Below are 23,232 nucleotides of genomic sequence, written 5' to 3'. Positions count from 1 at the left end.
GCCGCCACGAAGAAGGCCGGCCTGCCCGAGCGGGCTGCGGTGATCTCGATCGCGACGAGCCTGCAGGAGTCGAAGCTGGACAACCTCGGCCACCTGGGCGACGCCAACGACCACGACTCGCTGGGCCTGTTCCAGCAGCGCCCGAGTTCGGGTTGGGGCACCCCGGAGCAGATCACCGACCCGGCCTACTCCACCACCGCGTTCCTCAAGGGCCTCAAGCAGGTCGACGGGTGGCAGGACATGCCGCTGACCGAGGCCGCGCAGACCGTCCAGGTCTCCGCCTACCCCGACGCCTACGCCCAGTGGGAGCAGCAGGCCACCGACCTCGTCGCCCAGTACTGGAACAGCTGACACCAGCACCACCCGCACGACACCGACCGCTGGCCGGCGCCCCGCAACTCGGGGTGCCGGCCAGCGGCGTATCCGCCGCCTGGTCGGCGCGAGCGAATGGGATACGCGCCGTCGGGCGTGCCGCAGAGGTGATGACCCGGCCGTGGCCGGCGGCTTTTCGGAGATCTTGGACAGTTTCCGTTCACGCGGAAACGGAAACTGTCCAAGATCTACCGGCGACGCGGCACGCGGCCGGCCCGGCACGGCACGCCGGCGCGGCCCGGCACGCGGCACGCCGGCGCGGCCCGGCACGCGGCACGCCGGCGCGGCCCGGCACGCCGGCGCGGCCCGGCACGCCGGCGCGGGCCGGCACGCGGCACGCCGGCACGACGGCTCGGCACGCCGACCCGGCCCGGCGCGCGGCGCGCAACCCGACGGCACGCAGCAGGGGTCAGAAGAGGACGGTGGCGAGGGTGCCGATCGGCTGGAAGCCGCAGCGCTCGTAGACCCGGCGGGCCGGGAGGTTGAAGTCGTTGACGTACAGGCTGACGGTGGGGGCGACCCGCAGCAGCGCGTCGCGGACCACGGCTGCCATGGCGGCCGTCGCGATCCCCCGGCCCCGCCACTCCGGTGCCACCCAGACGCCCTGGACCTGCGCTGTCCGCTTGGTGACGACGGCCAGCTCGGCCTTGAACACGACCTTGCCGTCGACGAAGCGGGCGTACGCCCGACCGGCCCGGACCAGGTCGTTGACCCGTCGACGGTAGCTGCGCCCGGCGTCCTCGGCCAGCGGGGAGACGCCGACCTCCTCGGTGTACATGGCCACCGCGGCCGGGAAGAGCCGATCGACCTCGCCGGAGCGGACCTGGCGTACCTCCGGGTCGGCCGGTACCTGTGGCAGGGTGTCGGTGGCCAGCAGTGGCTGGTTGGGGCGGACGTCCCGCGCCGGCCCCCAGGTGTCCGAGAGCCGGTCCCAGAGCCCGAGCACCGCATCGGCTCGGCCGACGATGGAGGAGCAGAGCCGCTCCTCGCCGGCGAGCAGGTCGGCGAAGGCGGCCACCGCGGCGTCGGTCGCCAGCACCGGTGTGAGGTTGCCACCGAGCCAGCACAGCGATTCGAGGTTGCGGCGCGCGCCGTACCCCAGGATTCTGCCCTCGGCCCGCCACCAGGAGAGCCCGCGCGCGGCTATCCGCTCGGCGACCTGCGCGCCCGCGAACGGGTCATGGTCGAGTAGACGCTCGACCGCGCGGCGCTCCGATTCCCCCAGTTGGCGTACCGGCACCGTCAGCACGCCTACCAGCCTGCCAGATCGACCCCCCGCTCCGCCGGTCGAGTGGCAAGGCCGGCAGCGGCTCGGCCGGCCCGCTGGTCGGACGGGTCCGCCCGGCCCACCGTACGACCGGGAGCACAGTGCCCAGACCAGGATAAAAGGGCGTCGGAGTACCACAGCTCCCCGGTGGGTGGGCGAGCACCCCCGCGGCGAGCAGCCACCGCGTCAATCGCCCGGGGACTTGTCGGCGATGCATTGCCGATATATCGTTGATGCATCAGCGATAGTCCTACGGAAGGAAGAACCCGATGCGGTTCCACCGACAGCACCACCCGTTGCACGAGGCCCGGATGCGGGGATTCGGCTTCCCGCCGGTCCCGCCCGGTCCGCACGGTCATGGCCACGAGCACGGACACGGCGGCCCCTGGGGCGGTCGAGGCCGTGGCCGGGGTCGGGGCCGACGCCCCAACGTCCGAGCCGCCGTGCTGGCTCTGCTCACCGAGCGGCCGATGCACGGCTACGAGATGATCCAGGAGATCGACTCCCGCACCGGCGGTGCGTGGCGGCCGAGTCCGGGCTCGATCTACCCCACTCTCCAACTGCTGGAGGACGAGGGTGTGATCGTCGCCAGCACGGAGGAGTCCGGCGGCGGGCGGAAGCGGTTCACGGTCACCGAGGCCGGCCAGGCCGAGGCCACCGAGGCGGCGCAGACCCCGGCGTGGGCGGACGTCGCCCAGGGCACCGTGACCAGTTGGCACGACATCCGCGACTCCGGTGCGCAGGCGATGAACGCCCTGCGTCAGGTGATGATGAACGGCACCGACGACCAGCGTGAGCGGGCCGCCCAGGTGCTCGACGAGACCCGGCGCAAGCTGTACGCGATCCTCGCCGAATCCGAGTGACGAGCGAAGCCTGTGCAGACGAAAGCGGCCGTTCCCCGCACGGGGAACGGCCGCTTTTCCGAGTGAACGATCAGTGCACGGTCACGGTCGGGCCGGTCACCAGCCCGCGCAGTTCCTCGGGAAGCTCGGCGCCCATCTCGTCGGCGATCCGCAGCGCCTCCTCGATCAGCGTCTCCACGATCTGCGCCTCGGGGACCGTCTTGACGACCTTGCCCTTGACGAAGATCTGGCCCTTGCCGTTGCCGGAGGCGACGCCGAGATCGGCCTCGCGGGCCTCACCGGGACCGTTGACGACGCAGCCCATCACGGCGACCCGCAGCGGCACCGGCAGCCCTTCCAGGCCGGCGGTGACCTCCTCGGCGAGCTTGTAGACGTCCACCTGGGCGCGACCGCAGGACGGGCACGAGACGATCTCCAGGCCCCGCTCACGCAGGCCCAGCGACTCCAGGATCTGGTTGCCGACCTTGATCTCCTCGACCGGCGGGGCGGACAGCGACACCCGGATGGTGTCGCCGATCCCCTCGGCGAGCAGGGCACCGAAGGCGACCGCCGACTTGATGGTGCCCTGGAAGGACGGGCCGGCCTCGGTGACGCCCAGGTGCAGCGGGTAGTCGCACTGCTCGGCGAGCTGCCGGTACGCGCGGATCATCACGACCGGGTCGTTGTGCTTGACGGAGATCTTGATGTCGCGGAAGCCGTGCTCCTCGAACAGCGAGCACTCCCACAGCGCCGACTCGACGAGCGCCTCGGCGGTGGCCTTGCCGTACTTGCTCAGCAGTCGCTTGTCCAGCGACCCGGCGTTGACGCCGATCCGGATGGGCACGCCCGCCGCGCCAGCCGCACGAGCGATCTCCTTGACCTTGTCGTCGAACTGCCGGATGTTGCCCGGGTTGACCCGGACGGCCGCACAGCCGGCGTCGATCGCGGCGAAGACGTACTTGGGCTGGAAGTGGATGTCGGCGATCACCGGGATCTGGGACTTCTTGGCGATCGCGGGCAGTGCCTCGACGTCGTCCTGCGAGGGCACGGCCACCCGGACGATCTGGCAACCGGACGCGGTCAGCTCGGCGATCTGCTGAAGCGTGGCGTTGATGTCGGAGGTGAGGGTCGTGGTCATCGACTGCACCGACACCGGCGCGCCGCCACCGACCGGCACCGAACCGACCATGATCTGGCGGCTGGCCCGGCGGGGAGCGAGTGGCGGGGGCGGCACGGCGGGCATACCGAGACTGATAGCTGTCACTTCAGGCACTCACCTTGAGAAGAGCGTGATGGGGTTGACGACGTCCGCGGCGATGGTCAGCAGCGTGAACGCGCCACCGATCAGGATCACCACGTACGTGAAGGGCATCAGTTTGAGGTAGTCCACCCGGCCGGGGTCGGTCCGGCCGATCCGCGCGTAGACCCAGGAGCGGGCCCGTTCGAACCAGGCGATGGCGATGTGGCCGCCGTCCACCGGGAGCAGCGGCAGCAGGTTGAACACGCCGATGAAGAAGTTCAGCGACACGAAGAGCATGAAGAAGACCAGCCAGGCGTTGTTCTCCACCGCCTCGCCGCCGAGCCGGCTGGCGCCGACCACGCTGATCGGGGTGTCGACGTCGCGTTCGCCGCCGGTGAGCGCGGTCCACAGGGCGGGGACCTTCTGGGGGAGGCGTTGCAGCGCCTGTACGGTGCCGACGGCCAGGTCACCGGTGAAGTCGGCGGTCGCGCCGAAGGCTCCGACCGGCCCGTACGTCACCCGGGTCGGGGTGCTGGGGACGAGCCCGACGCCGAGCGCGGCCACCGGCACGGTGGCACCGGTCGGGTCGTCCAGCGGCGGACGCTGGGTCTGCGCGAGCACCGTGCTGGTGCTGCCCGGCTGCCCGTCACGGACGTACTGGATCTGCGCGGTCTCTCCTGGCTTGAGCGCGCGCAGGGTGGTGAGCAGGTCGCCGTAGTTGCCGATCGCGGTGCCGTTGATCGAGGTGATCCGGTCACCGTTGCGCAGCTGACCCTGGGCCGCCGGGCTGGCCGCGTCGGTGGAGGTGCACGCCCGCACCGCGTTCTCCGGCACCACGCACTGGCTGAGCTGGATCACGGCGGGCTCCTTGCGGGCCTCCGTGTCGGTGGTGGGAAAGTCCGGGTTGGGCAGGCCGGCGGAGACGGCGAGGATCCAGATGGTGACCAGGGCGAGCGCGAAGTGCGTGATCGACCCGGCGGCCATCACGATCGTGCGCTTCCACACCGGGTAGCGCCACATCACCCGCGACTCGTCGCCCGGTTCGACGTCGTCGTCCTGCGGCGTCATCCCGACGATCTTGCAGAAGCCGCCGAGCGGGATGCCCTTGAGGCCGTACTCGGTCTCACCCCGCCGGAACGACCAGATGGTGGGGCCGAAACCGACGAAGTACTTGGTGACCTTCATCCCGAACATCTTGGCGGTCAGCAGGTGCCCCGCCTCGTGCAGACTGACCGAGACGAGGATGGCCAGGGCGAAGAGGACCACCCCGAGCAGGTACGACATCAAGCTCCTTCCACCGAACCCGCGATGATCTCCTGCGCGTGCGCGCGTGCCCACGATTCAGCCGCGAGCACGTCCTCGACGGTACCTGGTTCGTCGAAGTCCGGAGCGTCCTCCAACACGCGTTCCAGGGTGTCGACGATGCCGAGGAACGGCAGTCGGCCCGCCACGAACGCCGCCACGCACTCCTCGTTCGCCGCGTTGTAGATCGCCGGGCGGCAGCGCCCGGCCTCCCCCGCGGCCTTGGCCAGCGCGACGGCCGGGAACGCCTCGTCGTCGAGCGGCGCGAACTCCCAGGCGTGCGCCGCCGTCCAGTCGACCGCCGTGGCCGCCTCGGGCACCCGGTCCGGCCAGCCGATGCCGAGCGCGATGGGCAGCCGCATGTCCGGTGGGCTGGCCTGGGCGATCGTCGACCCGTCGACGAACTCGACCATCGAGTGGATCACCGACTGCGGGTGCACCATGACGGTGATGTCGGCGTACGGCACGTCGAACAGCTCGTGCGCCTCGACCACCTCAAGCGCCTTGTTGACCATGGTCGCCGAGTTGATCGTGACGACCGGCCCCATGTTCCACGTCGGGTGTGCGAGCGCCTGCTCCGGTGTGACCTGCGTCAACTCGTCGCGTCGCCGACCCCGGAACGGGCCGCCGCTGGCCGTGACGATCAACCGGCGCACCTCGCCGCGCGTCCCGCTGCGCAGGCACTGGGCCAGCGCCGAGTGCTCCGAGTCGACCGGCACGATCTGCCCCGGCCGCGTCACCGCGCCCTTGACCAGGGGGCCGCCGGCCACGAGCGACTCCTTGTTGGCCAACGCGAGGGTACGACCACCACGCAGCGCGGCCAGCGTAGGAGCGAGGCCCAGCGAACCGACCACCCCGTTGAGCACGATGTCGCACGGCCACTGGGCCAGCTCGGTCATGGCGTCCGGGCCGGCCACGATCTTGGGAAGCTTGAAGTCGCCGGTGGCCCAGCCACGCCGGCTCGCCTCCGCGTAGAACGCGAGTTGCAGGTCCTGGGCGGCGGACGCCTTGGCCACCCCGACCGCCTCGACGCCCAACTCGAGGGCCTGCGCGGCCAGCAGCTCGACGTTGCCGCCGCCGGCACCCACCGCGACCACCCGGAACCGGTCCGGGTTACGCCGGACGATGTCGATGGCCTGGGTGCCGATCGAACCGGTGGACCCGAGCAGGACGAGGTCGCGGGGGGAAGTCACGCGGCCATTCTCCCCCACCGTCACTGAACGCCCGCTGGGAGCCTCAGCCCTTTCCCGCCCGCCCGCGCCGTGCGCCCGGCGTTTGATCGACTCGCTTTCAAGGAAGTCGCGCTATCCCCGGCACCCGGACACCCCGACTTCAACGAAGCCGTGTCGATCAAGCGTTGTCGTCGGCCGAGTCGGTGGGCGTCGCGTCCGGTGCTTCCTCGTCGAGCAGTTCGGCCGGGTCGATGGCGAACTCGAACGGCTCGCGCATGGCGAACGTGCTGCCTGCCGCGGCGGCGGCCAGCGGCCGGTACTCCGCGTCGACCAGCTCGAACAGGGCGATGGTCGGCACCCGGTTGCGCAGGTCCACCCGGAGGAAGAACGGCACTCCGACGGCTGCGTACTCTCGAGGCCGGTCGATCACGTCCTTGCGTCGGTTACCTGGGGAAACGATCTCCCCCAGCAGCACCGCCTCGGCGATGGGAACCGTCGTGCGGCCACCGCCCGAGTTACGCAGCACAGCGATGTCCGGGATAAAAAGATCATCCCCGGAGATCACGTTGATCTCCGGGTAGACCCAGAATCCGGCCTTCCGCGCAGCACGGTGCAGCACGTACGGCAACTCCCGCTCGACCGACTGATGATCGATTCCCGCGTGTGGTGTCACGATCACGCTTCCGCTCAGGACCTCAACCTTGGGGCCGTTGGTCTCCGGCAACAGGTCGAGGGCGAGCTGCGCGGTCCAGGGTTCGTCGTGCCACCGCAGCACGTCGAACGACGGCTCGGTGTGCTGCGGCGCCGGCTCCGGCGCGAACGCGGCCTGGGCCATCCGGGCTCACCCCCTCAGCGGACCATCCTGCTCAGGTCAGCCTAGCCACCGCAGCCCCAGATGCGCGTCATCGCACACCCAGTCCGCCCACGGACCACGGTGTCGCGCAGATCTTGGACACTTTCCATCAAGGCGAAACGGAAAGTGTCCAAGATCTGCGGGCAGCAGCGAGCGGCGGCCGGTGCGATCCCCCGGGCGTCCACCCGGCACCCCCTTCGCAGAAATCGCGGGGCGGCCAACCCAGACCCGGACCCGGACCCGGACCGCGACAGATCTTGGAGGGAAATCGCCCCTCCCGGGGCCGGATTCTTCCAAGATCTCTGGTGAACGAGTTCGCCGAGCGGCTCAGCGGCGGTTGGCCAACTGCTGTGCGCGGGTTGACCGACGGGCAGATCCAGACGTTGATCGCTGGAGGAACCGTGATCCTGCCATGAGCTTCGCAACCCGACCACGCTGGATCATCCACCTGCCGACCACGTTGACCAGCCTCGACGAGGTCGCCGCGCTGGCCGTGGCGTTGTGCGACTCGCTCGGCCACCTTGCCGTCGTCGACTTCGGCGAGATGACGCTCAGCGAGGAGGATGGGCATCGTGAGTCTGCTGCGCATCGCCTTCGGCACCGCGGGAGACGGCGTCACCCTGACCTTCCCCCGAGTGGACAAGAAGAACGCCGAGGCCCTCGCGGCGGCCCTGGTGCCCGTGCCGACCGCCTGACCGGGGCCGGCGCGCTTCGGCCTGGCCGCCGAGACGCACCGCGATGATCGACTCGGGATTACAGAAGTCGGGGTGTCCGCATGCCGCGGACACCCCGACTTTATGCAAAACGTGTGGATCAGGGAGTGATGACGAACTGGGAGCCCGGCTGGATGACGATGTTGCCGTCGGCCGAGTTGGTGATCGTCACGTTCGTCAGGTTGGCGTTGCCGCGCGCGCCGCTCATCGCGAGGATGCCGGCACCGTTGACGGACTTGTCGATCCGCACGTTGGTGATGGCGACGTTCGGCATGGTGCCGCCGCCGTTCTTGAACTGGATGCCGTCGAAAGTGGAGTCGATGATGTCGGTGTCCCGGATGGTGACCCCGACGATGTCCCGGGTGGCCGGGAAGAGGGTGATGGCACCGAACTCCTGGTCCTCGTTCCAGAACGCGCCACCGGTGCGGTAGAGCCCGTTGTTGGCGATCAGCGTCGTGCCGGAGAACGGCAGCGGGTCGTGGTCGGTCGCCAGCATGATGCCCGGGTAGTTCGCGGTGTCGTAGATCAGGTTGTTCTCGATCGAGTTGTCGTAGCCGCCGTAGATGGCGATGCCGTTGGCCCGCCAGGGCAGCTGGATGGTGTTGTTGACGAAGTGGTTGTCGTGGGCGATGTCGACGTTGCGGTCCTTGACGTACGGGTTGGCCCAGACGGCGAGCGCGTCGTCACCGGTGGTCCGGAAGGACGAGTTGAACACCCGCGAGTTGCGCGTGCCGTTGCTGAAGTTGATGCCGTCGGCGTACGTGTTGCGGATCCGCATGCCGCTGAAGTCCAGCCCGTCGGCCGGCCCCCACAGGTCGGGGATGTTGTCGTAGTCGCGGCCCACCCAGGCACCCACGTTGGCGTGCTCGATCCACACGTTGCTGATCTTCGTGCCGGTGCCGAAGCGACCGTTCAGACCGACGCCACCCTCGGCGTTGCCGTCACCGCCCCGGATCCGGCCCGAGCCGAAGATGGCGATGTCGGAGATCTGGGTGTTCTTGTCGATGTCGAAGCCGAAGTTGCCCTCGTGCGGGTGGTTGATGCCGCCCACCACGTTCTGCGGCTCGGTGAGCGTGTAGAGCTGCGAGTGCCACATCCCGGCGCCCCGGATCGTGACGTTGCTGATGCCGACCTGGTTGTGCATGCCCCGGTTCAGCGGGTCGTCGGTCAGGATCTTCTGCTCCTGCCGCCACTGCCCGGCCGGGATCCAGACGCAGCCGATGACACCGTTCTGGTCGTCGGTCACCGCCCGCTGGATGGCGGCGGTGTCGTCGAGCCCGTCGTTCGGGACCGCACCGTACGAGGTGATCGAGGTGCAGCCGGCCGGTTGGCTGGCCGCCGGGGCGACCTGCTCCAGGTCGATCATGTCGATGACGTAGAAGGACGCGGTGTCACCCGAGTCGCGCTGCAACTTGAACCGGGTGCCGGCCGGGTACGACTGCGCCAGCAGGGCGTTCGACTCGTCGAAGAGCCGTCGGGCGTCGGCCTGCGGGGTGTTGGTCAGCGCCTCCGGCCCGTCGGTGTTGCCGTAGAGCCAGCTGTGCTTCGACGACAGGGTCAGCTTGCGGGAGAAGACGTCGTTGACGTACAGGCTGATGGTCGCCTCGATGCCACCGCCACCCGGCGCGTCCGGGATGGAGTTGCGCACCACGATGGAGTTGGCCTGGTTGGCCGAGGTGAACTCGACGAACTGGCCGGTGCCGGTGAGCCGTACCGACTTGCGGCCGGAGGACTCGCTGGCGAAGTTGGTGTGCCCGAAGGTACGCAGGGCGTCGGTCTCCAGCAGCGTGCCCTGGTAACGGCCGGCCTCCGCCTCGTAGGAGACGTACGGGACGGCAGCCCCGCGCCCGACCACGATCGACTGGCTGAACGCGTTGTTCGTCTCGTTGGTCTCGGCGACCGCGTTTGTGGCGTCCGCGGTGGCGGTGATGGTGGCGCCGCCGCTGGTGGCGGTCCAGCTACCCGTGACGGCCACGGTGACCGTCGCGCCGGGCGCGATCGAGGCGGTGTTGGTGTTGAGCGTGGTGCTGCCCGCCACCAGCCGGGTGACGGTGGTCGCGCCGGTCGCGGTGGTACCCCGGTTGCGCACCGCCACGGTGAAGGTGACGGACGCGCCGACGGCCGGGTTCGGCGGGTTCGAGGCGATGCTGAGCACCTGGAGGTCCGGGCCGGGGGCCTGCGCCACCACCAGCGGCGACGCCGCCGTGAAGCTGTTGTTGCCGTTGTTCTGCTCGACGATCGTGTTCGTCGGGTCGACCACCGCGGTGACGGCGTAGCTGCCCATCGGGCGGGTGCCCGCGTTGACCGAGACGGTGGTCGAGGCACCCGCGGCGAGCGCGCCCACCGTGGCGCTGCCGACGACCGCACCGGCCAGACTGACGTTGACGGTGGTCGCGCCGGCGGACGCCGACCCGATGTTCTGCACCACGGCCGAGAGGGTGACCGTGCTGACCTCGCTGGGCGAGGTCGGCGACCAGGTCACCGAGCTGACCACCAGGTCCGGGTTGGGCGCCGGGGTGCCGCACACCTCGAACTCGGCGACCTGGCCGGACGGGGCACCGGTGTTGCCGGTGAACCGCAACTGCACGTCCGCCGTGGTCGCGCTGACCGGGATGGTCACCGCGTTGGTGCCCTGCACGAACTGGTAGGCCGCCGCCGACACCAGACTGGTGTACGCCGACGACGACTGGTCGCGGCCGAGGACCTGGATGGTCTGGGTACGGGTGCCCCACGCCGAATCCGGGTTGAGCTTCACGGTGACGCCGGAGATCGAGTGGTTGGCACCCAGCGCAACGGTCAGGTTCTGCGGGTAGCTCGCCGCGCCCTCCCAGTAGGTGCCGAGCTGCCCGTCGTTCGCCTTGTCCGGGGTGAAGCTGAAGGTGGAGCCGCTCGCCGTCATGCTCTTGCCCTGCGCCACGTTGGTGCAGGCGGGCGGGTTGCTCCCGGTCCGGGTGACGGTGTTGCTGGTGCCGGACAGGTTGCCGGCGCCGTCCCGGGCGCGGACGTAGTAGGACACCGTGGCCGTCGCCGGTTGGGTGTCCTGATAGGTGAGGACGGTGCCCAGCGTGGCGATCAGGCTGCCGCCCCGGTAGACGTTGTAGCCGGCCAGCCCGCTGCCGCCGGAGTCGGTGGAGGCCCCCCAGGTGAGCGTGATCGTGCTGCCCGACGTGCTCTGCGACAGCGTCCCCGGGGTGCTCGGCGCGGTGGTATCACCACTGCCGGTCCGGGTGACCGTGTTGCTGTTGCCGGAGAGGTTGCCCGCGGCGTCGCGCGCCCGGACGTAGTAGGACACGGTGGCCGTGGCTGGCTGGGTGTCGTTGAACGTGGTGACGTTGCCGACGGACTGGAGGAACGCGCCGTTGCGGTAGACGTCGTAGCCGGCGATGCCGCTGCCGCCCGCGTTGTCGGTCGACGCCACCCAGTTGAGGCTGATGGTGGTGCCCGACTGGGTGTACGAGAGGTTGCCCGGCACGCTCGGCGCGGTGGTGTCCGGGGTGGTGCCGCCGCTGCCGTACACCTCCAGCTCGGAGAGCTGCCCGGCCGGCCAGCCGCTGTTGGCGGTGATGGTGATCCGGACGTAGCGGGTGGCGGTCTGGCTGACGTTGATCGTGACCGTGTTGCCGCTCGCCGGGTTGAAGGTGTACGTCTGCGACCCGACCAGGGTGCTGAACGACGAACCGTTGGTGCTGCCCTGCACGCTCAACGTCTGCGTCCGGGTCCCCCACCCGGAGGTCGGCAGCTTCAGCACGACCTGGTTGACGGACTGCGATGAGCCGAGATCGACCTGCACCCACTGCGGGAACGAGTTGTTGACGCTCTCCCAGTAGCTGCCCGCGTTGCCGTCGACGACCTTCGACGAGTCGTAGACGTCGGCGTGGCCACTGGACTGGGTGGGACGACCCTGGGCGAGGTTGGTGGCCGCCGCGGCGAACCCGCTGCTCGGTGCCGCTGCTGCCGGCTCGGCGGGGCGGGCGGCGGCCGGGTTCGCGACGGCTGTCGCTCCGACCGTGGCGATCAGCGCGGCGGCGGCCGTGGCCGCCACCATCCTGAACAGATTCGTTCGTCTCATCACTGTCCTTGTCGTCGGGGGACGGTTGCCCCGGTGGCGGGACCACCGGGCGGGGGTGCGGCGGTGCGGCGCCGGCCGACGCGCGAGGGCCGGTGTCGAGAGAGACGGAGGTCCGGGCGGCGCGGGGGCGCCGCTCGTCCTGGAAACACCAGATGGGTACGACCATCAACGGGCCTCCCCAGGAGGCCCGTTGAATCTTCCGAGAGGGTGCACAGAACAGTGCACTTGTTTGTCAAAATCTTGCGTTACTTTGGCCAAAGGTTACTGACGTGCTACGGGAGCGTCAACACTTCGACCACCGTGACTATTGACGGACTTGTCTGCCCCGGCAGCCGTCACCAGCGCCAACCTGCCCACAAATTCGGGGAAGGGGCCACCTCCCGACGACTGGAGGCGACACCTTCCCCGAACTTGCGCGGATCTTGCGTCAGGTCGTGCGAGAACGATCAGGCATCTGGTGCCATCAGCACGAAGGTCTCCAGCAGTTCGCCGCCGTACCAGTCGCTGCGCTGGCCCACATGGGTCATGCCCAGCCGCCGCGCCACCGCCATCGACGGCTCGTTGCCCGACGACACGACGGCGTAGATCTCCCGGGTACCGGCGGCGAACTCCCGGGCTACCGCCGCGCGGGCCGCCTCGGTGGCATAGCCGTTACCCCACGCGTCCGGGTGCAGGTGCCAGCCCACCTCGATGTCGTCGGTCCGCACCGCCTCATCCCGGCCCGGCAGCGGCTTGAGCAACGCCGTGCCCACCACCTGCCCCGTCTCGCGTACCTCGATCGCCCAGGTGCCGTACCGGCCGCCGTCGGCGGCGTGCCGCTCCTGCCAGCTCCGCAGTCGCTCGGCGGCCTGGGCCGGGTTGGTCATCGGCAGACCCGGCGCCGCGCCCAGATACCGGCTGATCTCGGGACGTGAGTAGATGTCGTAGATCCGGGCCAGATCGGTCGGATCGTCGGTCCAATCGCGCAGGATCAGGCGTTCGGTGGTGAGAACAGTCATGACCGGCGATCTTAAGGAGTGACGGCCCCGACGACAGGGAAGGAGGACCCGATGGGCAACGGATGGCAGCGCACGAAACGGATCACCAGTGCCGCGTTCCGTCCGGTGCGCGGTCGGGACCTGTCGCTGCACGCCGCCGCGATCACCTTCTACGGGGCGATCGCCGTGGTGCCGGTCGCCCTGCTGGCGATCTGGCTCACCGCACTGGTGGCCGGGGCCGACCGGGTACGCCGGCTCACCTCGTACGCCGTGGAAGCCCTGCCCACCGCGATCGGCGCACCGCGGGCGGTGGACGCCCTCGTCAACGCCGGGGTGGAACTGACCCCGCTGCTGGCACTGGCCTCCCTCCTGCCCGCGTCCCTCTACGGCGAGGGTCTGCGCCGGGCGTTCGTCTCGGTCGCCGCACCCCGCTCCGACGAGCACCTGATCGGCTGGCGGGGCCGGCTTCTGCTGCTGCCCCTGCTCGCGCCGGCCCCCGCCCTGCTGCTCTCGATCCTGCTGGCGCTCCCGCTCACCACCCGACTCGTCCGCCAGGGCGGCTGGCTCGGCGTGCTCGGCGTGGTGCTGTCGTTCCTCGCGGTCTGGCTGGTGCTCACGCCCGTGCTGGTGTGGGTGTTCCGGGTGGTCGGCCCGGCGTCACCGGACTGGCTCTCCACAATCGGGATCGGGTCGTTCACCGCGGCGAACCTCTCCGGTTTCCTGCACGGCTTCGTGCTCTTCGCCTCGCTCCCGCTGGACCTGGGCGTGCCGTTCGGCGGCTTCGACGACATCGGCGCCGGGGTGGCCGTACTCCTCTGGCTCTACCTGTTCCACGTGATCGTCCTGGCCGGCTACTCCGCCACCCTGGCCCTCTCCCGCTGGCGCACCACCCGCACCCCCTCCCCCTCCCCCACCCCCACCCCGCCGAGTTGATCAAGAGCTTTGCGTCACCGGGAGGCCACTTCTTGACGCAAAGCTCTTGATCACCGGGGGCGGGGGTGGGGTGGGGAGCGGAGGGGTGACCTGGGCGGTGGGGCGGACTAGGCTGCCGCGGCATGAGCAGTGAGATTCCCGCCCGCGCCGATGTCGTGATCGTCGGTGCCGGGCACAACGGTCTGGTCTCCGCCGTGCTGCTGGCCCGCGCCGGCCTGGACGTCCTGGTGCTGGAGGCCGCCGACGTGATCGGCGGTGCGGCCCGCACCGAGGCCCCGTTCCCGAAGGTGCCGGGGCTGCGGCACTCCACCGGCTCGTACCTGCTCGGGTTGATGCCCCCGGAACTGCTCGCCACGCTCGACGTACGGATCCCGGTGCTGCGCCGCGACCCGCACTACTTCCTGCCCACACCGGGCGGCCTCGGCTCGCCGTACCTGCTCTTCGGCAGTGACACCGCCGCCACCCGGGCGCAGCTCGCGGAGTTCTTCTCCCCCGCCGACGTGGCCGCCGACGACGCCATGCAGGCCGAACTGGCGGCGCTGCGCGAGGACCTCGCCCCGGCCTGGCTGGCGGAGCCGCTGACCGCCGAGGAGACCGCCGAGCGGTACGTCCGCCCAGCGCTGCGGCAGGTCTTCGTCGACCTCGTACGGGGCTCGGTCGCCGACTACCTGGCCCGGTTCGAGTTCCGCTCGGAGCTGCTGGTCAGCATGTACGCGGTCACCGACGGCCTGTCCGGGCTCAACGCCGGCCCGGACGACCCCGGCACCGGTCACAACTTCCTCGTGCACAACATGTGCAGACTGCCCGGCTCCGGCGGCACCTGGATGATCGCCGAGGGTGGGATGGGCACGGTCTCCCGGACGTTCGCCGAGGCCGCCCGCGCCGCCGGGGCGACCATCCTGACCGGTACGCCGGTGCACGCGGTGACCCTGGACGGCGGCGCGGCCAGCGGAGTCGTGCTGGCCGACGGACGGCAGGTCGCCGCCCGGGTGGTGCTCGGCGCGTGCGACCCGTACCGGCTGATGGACCTGTTGCCCGACGGCGCGCTCCCGGCGCCGCTCGGCCAACGGATGGCGGCGGTCCGCCGTCCCGGCACCACCCTCAAGCTCAACCTGGCGCTCAGCGGGCTGCCGCGGTTCTCCTGCCTGCCGGACGGTACGCCGAGCCCGTTCGGCTCGACCATCCACCTGCTGCCCGGGTCCGCGTCGCTGGTCGGCGGGGACGCCACCTCGCCGATGACCGCGCTGCGCGACATGTGGGCGGACGTGCGGGCCGGGCGGCTGCCGGCGGAGCCCACGATCGAGTGGTACCTGCACACCACCGTCGACCCGTCGCTCTCCGACGCGGCCGGGCACCACTCGTCGGCGCTGTTCGTCCAGTCGGTCCCGTACGAGTTGGCCGGCACCACCTGGGACGCGGAACTGCCCGGCTACGTCGACCGGCTGATCGAGATCGTCGAACGGTACGCGCCCGGCACCGGTGACCTGATCGCCGACGCGGTGCCGCTGCCCCCGCCCGGCATCGAGGCGCACTTCGGCATCACCGGCGGGCACATCCACCACGTCGACAACACCGTCTCGTTCACCGACCGGATGCCCTACGCCACCGGCATCGACGGTGTGTACGCCGGCAGCGCCGGCTGCCACCCGGCCGGCAGCGTCATCGGCGCAGCCGGCCACAACGCCGCCCGCCGAATCCTCACGGACCTGGCGAGCTGACCCCGGTCCCTCCCCGCGTCGAGCCCCCTCACCGCGCGAGCCCCCTCACCGCGCGAGCCCCCTCACCGCGCGAGCCCCCTCACCGCGTCGATCATGGACTTGTGGTGCCTGCTTTGAGACCGTAAGCAACCTTTGTCACCCACCACAACTCCATGATCGACGCGCGCCTGGAGGCGCGGGGTCAGATCACCGCTTCGCCGGCGGGGGCCGGGGTTTCCGCGTCCACGCGGTGGGCTCGTACCTTGTGGCCCACGCTCGTCAGGCAGCGGCCGCTGGGCAGGTCGAACTTCCAGCCGTGCAGCTGGCAGGTGAGCTGGTCACCCTCGACGATGCCGAACCGGGTCAGGTCCGCCTTCAGGTGCGGGCAGCGCCGCTGCACCACCCAGTCGCCAAGCGTGATGTCCTCGGCGTCGGTGCTGCGCTCGTGCTCGTCGTACCAGCCCTCGGCGTACTGGAGTCGCTCCTCGGAGAGGCACTTGAAGAACGCGTAGACGAACTCGTTGTACTGGCCGATCCGGGCCGCCGAGAACCGGCAGGACAGGAAGAGCGAGTTGACCCAGTCCACCTCGTCGATGAAGAGCAGGTGCTCGATCAGCGACCGCTCGGTCCGGAACCGGTAGCGGACCTTCTCGTCCGCGTACGGCCGGACCTCCTTGCCGGGGAAGTCCACCACGATCGACTCGACACTCGCGCCGTCGTAGCCGACCAGATCGAAGCGGACCGGACCGCCCACGCCCTTGGCCAGGTAGATCGACTCGTCGAGCAGCGGCTCGATCCGACGCTTCATCTCGCCCAGCACGTCCACCTCGGGGTGCCGCCAGGACGCCTTCTCCGCCTCGATGATCGGGCGCTTGCGCTCCCGCATCTCCTCCAGGTGGGCGACCTTGTTCGCGAAGAACTCCTCGACCGGCACCGGGTGGGTGGTGCTCGCGCCCTCGGTGGTGACCTCGGCGACGCTGCCCGGCAGCAGCACGATCCCGTTGGTGCCACCGACCTTGGCGTACTCCGAGAGGAAGACCGACTGGTCGGGGAAGATGTTGCCCTCGTCGCCGTGGATGTCGTTGAACTGCCACAGGGCGTCGTCGAGGAAACACGGCGGGCCGGCGATCGGGAAGACGTGGTCGGCCTTCAGGTCGTCGATGTAGCGCCAGGTCCGGTCGAACTGCCGGTCCCGCTTCTGCTTGCCGAACGCGGTCTTCGCCGCCTGCGGCAACTCGTAGACCATCGGGTACCAGATCGCGCCGGAGAACTGGAGCAGGTGCGCGTGCACGTGCCCCAGCTCGGCGAAGACGCTCAGGTCGGTGGGGCGGGCGTCGTTCTGGTTGAGCAGCCGTACCCCGTCGTACTCGACCCAGAGCGAGGAGTCACCGATCGGCCCGTCGGTCGGGCTGGTCAACGCCTGAATCATGATCTTCAGGCCGCCGGGCAGCTCCACCACCTGCTCGTTGGGCGTCCTCAGGAACTTCGTGAAGCCCAGCGCCCGAAACTCGTCCTCCATCTCCGAGGTCGGGAACTCGGGGAGCAGGACCGTAGCGTCCTTCGAGACGAAATCCCGCAGGTGCTTCGCGTCGAAGTGGTCCCGGTGCAGGTGGGAGACGTACAGGTAGTCGACCTGGCCCAGGCTGTCCCAGTCGAGCAGGGAATTGTCCGGGAACGGGAACCACGACGCGAAGTAGGCCGGGTTGACCCACGGGTCGCACAGGATGCTGCCCGCGGCCGTGTCGATCCGCATGCTGGCGTGCCCGGTTCCGGTCACTCGCACCGCACAGTCCCCCTCAAACAGACAATCAGGTGTACGCCAAACGCTACCGGAGTGGGTCGGACCGCCGCCCCGCGACGCCGGTAGTGCCGTTCGACCAGCCGGGAAGGGCTCACTGGTCGGACCCTGCGCCGGGGCCGGTACGAGGCGTGCCAGACTAACCAAAGATCCGATCGCGAGGGAAGGACCGACAGTGGCAGGAAGCGAGCCGGTAACGTCGCCAGACCAGCACAAGCCCGGGCACCGCAAGGCCGGGCAGATCGGCGCCGTGCTCTCCGCACTGGCGCTGCTGGCGATGATCTGCGGCAACCACGAGGGCAGGGTCGAGGACATCTGGCTGATCGGCCTGGCCGCACTGCTGCTGATCATCGTGATCGGCGACATCGTGCTGCGGCGCAACGGTCTGCGCTCCTGACCCGACCCGCACCGGACGACAACGCCGAGGGCCCGCCCCCACCCGGGGAACGGGCCCTCGTCCGTACCCGTCGGGGTCAGCGCCCGAAGAGGATGTCCTGTACGTCCTTGAGCGCCGCGTCGACCTCGGCCTCGAAGTAGCCACCGGGCACCAGGCCGAACCGGAGCGTGTCCAGGTCCTTCGGGTCGACAGGCATCGGGTTGCGGCGCTGCATGCCGCCGAGCAGGGTGTCGAAGAACCGGTCCACCTGGTCCGGGTCGTACCCGCTGCCGAACCGGCGCACCTGGAAGCTCCGGCGGATCTGGTCGACCCGGTAGAGATCGCTGCCGGGCGGGCCAGCCATCGGCGGGCCGACCATCGGCGGGCCACCCATCGGCGGACCGGCCACGGCGGGCGGACCGGCCATCGGAGGCCCACCGATGCCCTGCTGGGCCAGCGGAGGCGGACCGGCGGGGCCCCGGCGCATGTCGCGCAGGTCCCGCTCCGGCATCCGGATCTCCGCGGTCATGTCGGTACGCCCGTGCCGCCCGGCCTCGAAGCCGTCGAAGCGCGGCTCCTCCGGGGGATAGCCGCCGGGCGAACGCTTGTCGTCCGGACCGTAGCCGCCGGGAGAGCGGTGATCGTCCGGGCCGTACCCACCGGGCGCGCGGTGATCGTCCGGGCCGTAGCCGCCGGGAGCGCGCTGGTCGTCCGCCGGGCCGTAGCCGCCGGGAGAGCGCTGGTCGTCCGGGCCATAACCACCGGGCGCGCGCTGGTCGTCGGGGGGGCCGTAACCACTGGGGCCGGCGGGCAGGCCGCGCGGCGGAACACCGTGGCCCGCCATCGGGCCGGGACCCATCGCAGCGCCGGGACCCATCGGGCCGCCAGGTCCCATCGGGCCGGGGCCGGCCGGGCCTCGCGGCGCGTCGTAGCCGCCCCGGGGGGCGTCGTACCCACCGGCGAAGGCACCGGTCGGCTCGTCGTAGCGGCCGTAGCGATCGGCGGGAGGACCGGCCTGCGCGGGCATCGGCCGGGGCGGCATCGGCTGCGGGACCATGCCGCGGTCATCGCGCATCGGTGGCCCCATCCGGTCCGGTGGACCCATCCGGTCACCCATCCGGGGGTCGCCACCGCGACCGGCGCTGGTGCGCTCCTCAAGCTCGGCCAACTGCCGCTCGACCCGGTCCAGGTGCAGGTCGACCTGCCACTCGTCGTAGCCGTTGAAGCGGACCCGGAAGACGACGTCGTGGACCTCCTGGGAGGCCACCGGCGCGCCGACCTGGCGGCCGTCGAGCGTCGCCTCGACCCGGTCGAGGAAGGCATCCACCTCGTCGACCTTGTATCCCCGGCGGAGCGCCTTGCGCCGGAAACGCTGACCCTGACTCGCCACTATGTCTCCTGGTCTCGTTCGCTACGCCCGGTCACGCCGGTGCCTCTCCGGCGCGGTCGGTGAAGGTGTCGTTGTCCTCGGCGGCGGCGAGTTGACCACACGCGCCGTCGATCTCGCGACCTCGGGTGTCCCGTACGGTGGTGGACACCCCGGCATCGCGCAACCGCCGGACGAACTCCCGCTCAACCGGCTTCGGGCTCGCGTCCCAGCGGCTGCCCGGCGTCGGATTGAGTGGAATGAGGTTCACGTGGGTCAATTTGCCGGCCAGCAGCCGCCCGAGGAGGTCGGCTCGCCACGGCTGGTCGTTCACGTCCCTGATCATCGCGTACTCGATCGACACGCGACGGCCCGTCCGGGCGGCGTAGTCCCACGCCGCGTCCAGCACCTCGGCTACCTTCCAGCGCTGGTTCACCGGCACGAGTTCGTCGCGCAGATCATCATCGGGCGCGTGCAACGACAGCGCAAGGGTCACTGAGAGGTCTTCGCTGGCCAGTCGGCGGATGGCCGGAACCAGGCCGACCGTGGAAACGGTGATGTGCCGCTGGGACAGGCCGAGCCCCTCCGGAGCTGGGCTGACCAGGCGGCGGATCGCCCCGATGACCCGGTTGTAGTTGGCCAGCGGCTCGCCCATGCCCATGAACACGACACGCGACAGCCGCGGCGGGGAGCCGACCACCGCGCCGGAGGCCGCCACGCCGGCCATGTACACGGCCTGGTCGACGATCTCGGCGGTGGACAGGTTGCGGGTCAGCCCGGCCTGGCCGGTCGCGCAGAAGGGGCAGGCCATCCCGCAGCCCGCCTGGCTGGAGATGCAGACGGTCACCCGGTCCGGATAACCCATCAGCACGCTCTCCACCAGAGCGCCGTCGTGCAGCCGCCAGAGCGCCTTACGGGTCGCGCCGTCGTCACAGGCCAGTTCACGCACTGGGGTGAGCAGGGTCGGCATGAGCTGCTCGGACAGCCGTTCCCGGGTCGCCGCGGGCAGGTCGGTCATGGCCTGCGGGTCGCGGACCAGCCGCCCGAAGTAGTGATTCGAGATTTGCTTGGCGCGGAAGGCGGGCTCACCCAGCTCGGTGACCAGCGTCTGGCGGCCGGCCAGGTCCAGGTCGGCGAGGTGCTTCGGCGGCATGGAGGCCCGGCGCGCGGCGGGGGCGTCCGAGATGGCGGGGATCAACGGCAGGCTCGTCATGGCTGGTCCAGTGTGTCACGCCCTCGGCGGCAGGTGCCGGTCCGGAGGTGTCGAACGGGCCGCCACCACCGGAGCCGGATGACCAGGACGCCGTGATTCATACCTCAGTTCACCGCCGGCACGAAGATCGCCAGGAGCAGGTACGCGGTCGGCACCGCGAACAGGATCGAGTCCAGTCGGTCCATCAGCCCGCCGTGGCCGGGCAGCAGGTTGCTCATGTCCTTGACGCCGAGATCCCGCTTGATCATCGACTCGGCCAGGTCGCCGAGGACCGCCGCACAGGAGATGGCCACCCCGAACAGGGCACCCCACCAGGGCTCCAGGTCGAACATCAGCCACAGCAGCAGCGCGCTGCCCACGGCCGCGGCGGTGACCGAACCGGCGAAACCCTCCCAGGACTTCTTCGGGCTGATCGACGGCGCCATCGGGTGGCGACCGAACGAGACGCCGGCCGCGTACCCGCCGGTGTCGGAGAGGACCACCGCGATCAGGGTGGCCAGGATCCGCATCCAACCGTCGTCGGGCGCCGCCGCCAGCAGCGCCGCGAAACCGGCGAGGAACGGCACGTAGACGGCGATCAGGGTGGTCGCGGTGACATCCCGCTGGAAGCCGGCCGGGCCGTCACCCAGCCGCCAGATCATGGTGCCGAGCACGGTGACCAGCAGTCCGAGACTGAGCGCGTCCGGACCGGCGAACCAGGCCAGACCCACGGTCAGCACCCCGCCGGCGATCAACGGCACCAGCGGCGGGTGCGCGCCACTGCGGCGGACCGCCCGGGCCATCTCCCAGCTGCCGACGGCGACGGCGGCGGCGATCACCGGCAGGAACGCCAACGGGTAGAAGATCAGCGGCACCACGATCAGCGCGCCCAGACCGAGCCCCACGCCGATCGCCGCCGGGAGGTTGCGGCCGGCCCGCCCGTTGCCCACCTGCTGGGTGGCCGGTCGGTCGACGCTGGCCCGGCGTCGGCCCTTCGGCCGTCGGCCACCCGGCGGATCCGGCTCGGTCGCCGGCGGCAGGTCCGGTGCCACCTCGGCCCCGATGGGCGCGAGCTGCGCGGTCGGAAAACCGGCGTCGTCCTCGTAACGGACCGGCCCGTCGAAGGGCTGCGGGCCGTCGAACCGGCCGGGCTCGTCGAACCGGCCGGGCTCGTCGCGCCGCTCCGGGTCACCGGGGCGGGCCGGGGTGCCGTCCGGGCCGGCGGGCGGACGATCGCCGTACCGGCCGGCGCGACCCCGGTCGTCGTACCTGTCGGGTTGGTTCCGGTCGTCGTCGTACCGGTCGCGGCCGTCGAAACGGTCGCGCCGGTCGCGGTCGTCGAAACGGTCGTCCGGGCGGACCGCGCGGCCACGCTCGTCGTACGGGTCCGTCGGGTGCGGGTCGGCGGGTGGCCGGGTACGCGGGTCGGCGTACAGCTCAGGACCGGCGGTGGGTCGGCGTTGCCACTGGCCGGCGTCCAGGTCCTGCTCGGGCCAGGGCAGTGCCACGGGGTGCTCCGGGCGGTCCCAGCCGCGAGGCTCGCTGCCGTAGGGGTCGGGGTGGGACATCACGCACCGCGACGGGGCGCGAGAACCACCACATGACGCAAGACCACAAGCATCCCCTACACGTGCGATGTTCCTCCGATTGACCGCCCCGACGGTCGGTCGATCCCCGGTGTTCACCGCCCGGTGGCCGGGAATCCTGCCGAGCCTACTGCACCCGCCGGACCGGCACGGCGGACGAGGCACGGCGACGGGCGTCGCCCCTGGCCGGCAGGCCATCGCGACCGAAACGCACCCATCCGGTACGCAGATTCGCAGCCATCGATCCGACTCGTTCGCTGCACGATCAGGTACTGAGCCGTACCCGCCCGACGTGGTCCGCTGGGGCCGCGCCGGTCTCCGCCGACGTGACCACGGGGAAAGGGCACGCACATGTACAAGATCAGTCTGGGGGTGCTGGCGGCCGCGGCAATCGTCCTCGGAGCAGGGGCACCAGCCGCCGCCACCACCGCACCGACCAGGATCACCATCGATCGGCACGCCAGCGAACTGTTCCCGTTCGAGCCGCCCGTCGGTGAGCCGGGGGTGACGTACCCGGCGACCGCCGTCACCGCGACCGCCCGGCACTGCCCGGCCGGCATCGTCCTCATGTCGGCCTCGCTGGTGCAGGACGGCCTGCCGACCCTCTGGGCCACCGGCGGCCACGGCGCCGGCGAGATCCTCTGCGACGGTGGCACGGTCGAGCTCGCGATGGCCTTCGCCCGGATCACCCCGGCACTGCACCCCGGTCGCGCCACCGCCCACTTCTCGCTGCGCGACGCGACCACCAACGAGGAGTTCGCCGAGGGCACCAGGACCGTCTGGATCCCCTGCTGAGATACGACGCGAGGCCCGTTCCCGATGTCGGGAACGGGCCTCGAAGCATGGTTCAGACCTCGAGCAGCTCGGTTTCCTTGTGCTTCACCAGGTCGTCGATGGTGGCCACGTAGCGCTGGGTCAGGTCGTCGAGTTCCTTCTCGGCGCGGCGACCGTCGTCCTCGCCGGCCTCGCCGTCCTTGACGATCCGGTCCAGCTCTTCCTTGCCACGGCGGCGGACGTTGCGGATGGCCACCTTGGCCTCCTCGCCCTTGTTCTTGGCCACCTTGATCATGTCGCGGCGACGCTCCTCGGTCATCTGCGGGAGCAGGATGCGCAGCTGGTTGCCCTCGTTGTTCGGGTTCACCCCGAGGTCCGAGTCGCGGATCGCCTTCTCCATCGCATTGATCTGCGAGTTGTCGTACGGCTTGATGATGGCCATCCGCGGCTCGGGCACCGCGATCGACGCCATCTGGGTCAGCGGCGTGGGCGTGCCGTAGTAGTCGATGATGACCTTGGAGAACATGGCGGCGTTGGCGCGACCGGTACGGATGGCGCCGAACTCCTCCTTGGCGTGCTCAACCGCACGATCCATCTTTTCCTCGGCCTCGAGGAGGGTGTCGTCGATCACCGGTCTCCTCGCCTCCTTCTGTGCTCGTGGTGGGCTCTGCTGAAAGTCGTCAGGACCGCCGGTGCCGTCGCC

At 70.5% G+C, this 23,232-nt stretch carries 18 protein-coding genes and 1 pseudogene; 7 read left to right on the top strand and 12 right to left on the bottom strand.

Annotation, left to right across the window (positions count from 1 at the left end; translation table 11 throughout):
- Window positions 1-351, top strand: a pseudogene (locus AB0O48_RS33590) (hypothetical protein); the annotation flags it as partial.
- A gap of 430 nt (window positions 352-781) precedes the next feature.
- Here the strand turns inward: AB0O48_RS33590 and AB0O48_RS33585 are convergent.
- Window positions 782-1,621, bottom strand: coding sequence for a GNAT family N-acetyltransferase (locus AB0O48_RS33585; RefSeq protein ID WP_357247215.1), 840 nt, complete (start codon window positions 1,619-1,621; stop codon window positions 782-784).
- A 287-nt stretch (window positions 1,622-1,908) separates the two neighbouring features.
- Between AB0O48_RS33585 and AB0O48_RS33580 the strand changes: the two genes are divergently transcribed.
- The gene (locus AB0O48_RS33580) at window positions 1,909-2,502 is read left to right on the top strand and encodes a PadR family transcriptional regulator (RefSeq protein ID WP_357247212.1); all 594 of its coding nucleotides are present in this window, start codon (window positions 1,909-1,911) and stop codon (window positions 2,500-2,502) included.
- Between the two features lie 70 nt (window positions 2,503-2,572).
- Here AB0O48_RS33580 and ispG read toward each other — a convergent pair whose 3' ends face one another.
- The 4 genes from ispG to AB0O48_RS33560 form a co-directional block, all read right to left on the bottom strand.
- The gene (gene ispG, locus AB0O48_RS33575) at window positions 2,573-3,745 is read right to left on the bottom strand and encodes a flavodoxin-dependent (E)-4-hydroxy-3-methylbut-2-enyl-diphosphate synthase (RefSeq protein WP_357247209.1); all 1,173 of its coding nucleotides are present in this window, start codon (window positions 3,743-3,745) and stop codon (window positions 2,573-2,575) included.
- A 9-nt stretch (window positions 3,746-3,754) separates the two neighbouring features.
- Complete coding sequence (locus tag AB0O48_RS33570; RefSeq protein WP_357247207.1) at window positions 3,755-5,005, bottom strand: site-2 protease family protein; 1,251 nt, start codon at window positions 5,003-5,005, stop codon at window positions 3,755-3,757.
- Window positions 5,005-6,216 carry a 1-deoxy-D-xylulose-5-phosphate reductoisomerase gene (gene dxr, locus AB0O48_RS33565; protein ID WP_357572106.1) on the bottom strand — a complete coding sequence of 404 codons (1,212 nt, stop codon included), beginning with the start codon at window positions 6,214-6,216 and terminating at the stop codon, window positions 5,005-5,007. Before dxr ends, AB0O48_RS33570 begins: the two co-directional genes overlap by 1 nt.
- A 157-nt stretch (window positions 6,217-6,373) precedes the next feature.
- Window positions 6,374-7,030 (bottom strand): Uma2 family endonuclease, encoded by a 657-nt coding sequence (locus AB0O48_RS33560; protein WP_357247201.1) that lies wholly within the window; start codon window positions 7,028-7,030, stop codon window positions 6,374-6,376.
- A gap of 590 nt (window positions 7,031-7,620) precedes the next feature.
- Between AB0O48_RS33560 and AB0O48_RS33555 the strand changes: the two genes are divergently transcribed.
- Window positions 7,621-7,743 carry a hypothetical protein gene (locus tag AB0O48_RS33555; RefSeq protein ID WP_357248083.1) on the top strand — a complete coding sequence of 41 codons (123 nt, stop codon included), beginning with the start codon at window positions 7,621-7,623 and terminating at the stop codon, window positions 7,741-7,743.
- 118 nt (window positions 7,744-7,861) lie between these two features.
- Here the strand turns inward: AB0O48_RS33555 and AB0O48_RS33550 are convergent, their stop codons facing one another.
- Both AB0O48_RS33550 and AB0O48_RS33545 read right to left on the bottom strand, forming a co-directional pair.
- The gene (locus AB0O48_RS33550; RefSeq protein ID WP_365069894.1) at window positions 7,862-11,830 is read right to left on the bottom strand and encodes a CARDB domain-containing protein; all 3,969 of its coding nucleotides are present in this window, start codon (window positions 11,828-11,830) and stop codon (window positions 7,862-7,864) included.
- A gap of 446 nt (window positions 11,831-12,276) precedes the next feature.
- Window positions 12,277-12,828 carry a GNAT family N-acetyltransferase gene (locus tag AB0O48_RS33545; RefSeq protein ID WP_365069892.1) on the bottom strand — a complete coding sequence of 184 codons (552 nt, stop codon included), beginning with the start codon at window positions 12,826-12,828 and terminating at the stop codon, window positions 12,277-12,279.
- Between the two features lie 51 nt (window positions 12,829-12,879).
- Here AB0O48_RS33545 and AB0O48_RS33540 point away from each other — a divergent pair, with 51 nt between their 5' ends.
- Complete coding sequence (locus tag AB0O48_RS33540; RefSeq protein WP_365069890.1) at window positions 12,880-13,740, top strand: YhjD/YihY/BrkB family envelope integrity protein; 861 nt, start codon at window positions 12,880-12,882, stop codon at window positions 13,738-13,740.
- Window positions 13,741-13,862: 122 nt separating this feature from the next.
- Window positions 13,863-15,458 carry an NAD(P)/FAD-dependent oxidoreductase gene (locus AB0O48_RS33535; RefSeq protein ID WP_357250321.1) on the top strand — a complete coding sequence of 532 codons (1,596 nt, stop codon included), beginning with the start codon at window positions 13,863-13,865 and terminating at the stop codon, window positions 15,456-15,458.
- A gap of 181 nt (window positions 15,459-15,639) precedes the next feature.
- On the opposite strand, the gene AB0O48_RS33530 is transcribed toward AB0O48_RS33535, so the two are convergent.
- Entirely contained in the window at window positions 15,640-17,220 is a 1,581-nt protein-coding gene (locus AB0O48_RS33530; RefSeq protein WP_357250325.1) for a Rieske 2Fe-2S domain-containing protein, read from the bottom strand.
- Window positions 17,221-17,410: 190 nt separating this feature from the next.
- On the opposite strand from AB0O48_RS33530, the gene AB0O48_RS33525 reads away from it, so the two are divergent.
- Complete coding sequence (locus AB0O48_RS33525) at window positions 17,411-17,632, top strand: DUF2631 domain-containing protein (protein ID WP_130408195.1); 222 nt, start codon at window positions 17,411-17,413, stop codon at window positions 17,630-17,632.
- Between the two features lie 76 nt (window positions 17,633-17,708).
- Here AB0O48_RS33525 and AB0O48_RS33520 read toward each other — a convergent pair whose 3' ends face one another.
- The 3 genes from AB0O48_RS33520 to AB0O48_RS33510 form a co-directional block, all read right to left on the bottom strand.
- Complete coding sequence (locus AB0O48_RS33520; RefSeq protein WP_365069886.1) at window positions 17,709-19,001, bottom strand: DivIVA domain-containing protein; 1,293 nt, start codon at window positions 18,999-19,001, stop codon at window positions 17,709-17,711.
- 31 nt (window positions 19,002-19,032) lie between these two features.
- On the bottom strand, window positions 19,033-20,190 hold the full coding sequence (gene rlmN, locus AB0O48_RS33515) for a 23S rRNA (adenine(2503)-C(2))-methyltransferase RlmN (protein WP_357572110.1): 1,158 nt from the start codon (window positions 20,188-20,190) through the stop codon (window positions 19,033-19,035).
- Between the two features lie 104 nt (window positions 20,191-20,294).
- A complete protein-coding gene (locus tag AB0O48_RS33510) occupies window positions 20,295-21,737 on the bottom strand; it encodes a phosphatidate cytidylyltransferase (RefSeq protein WP_365069884.1) in 1,443 nt (480 codons plus the stop codon).
- Window positions 21,738-22,106: 369 nt separating this feature from the next.
- On the opposite strand from AB0O48_RS33510, the gene AB0O48_RS33505 reads away from it, so the two are divergent.
- Window positions 22,107-22,550, top strand: coding sequence for a hypothetical protein (locus AB0O48_RS33505; RefSeq protein WP_357572112.1), 444 nt, complete (start codon window positions 22,107-22,109; stop codon window positions 22,548-22,550).
- A gap of 52 nt (window positions 22,551-22,602) precedes the next feature.
- On the opposite strand, the gene frr is transcribed toward AB0O48_RS33505, so the two are convergent.
- Window positions 22,603-23,160: a ribosome recycling factor gene (gene frr / locus AB0O48_RS33500; protein WP_357250340.1), complete on the bottom strand. Its 558-nt coding sequence runs from the start codon at window positions 23,158-23,160 to the stop codon at window positions 22,603-22,605.
- Window positions 23,161-23,232: the final 72 nt, after the last annotated feature.

Source organism: Micromonospora sp. NPDC085948, from assembly GCF_040686315.1.
In the GTDB taxonomy this organism is placed as follows: Bacteria; Actinomycetota; Actinomycetes; order Mycobacteriales; family Micromonosporaceae; genus Micromonospora.
Note: the sequence above shows the minus strand (reverse complement) of the source record. Positions and strands in the feature narration are given on the sequence as shown.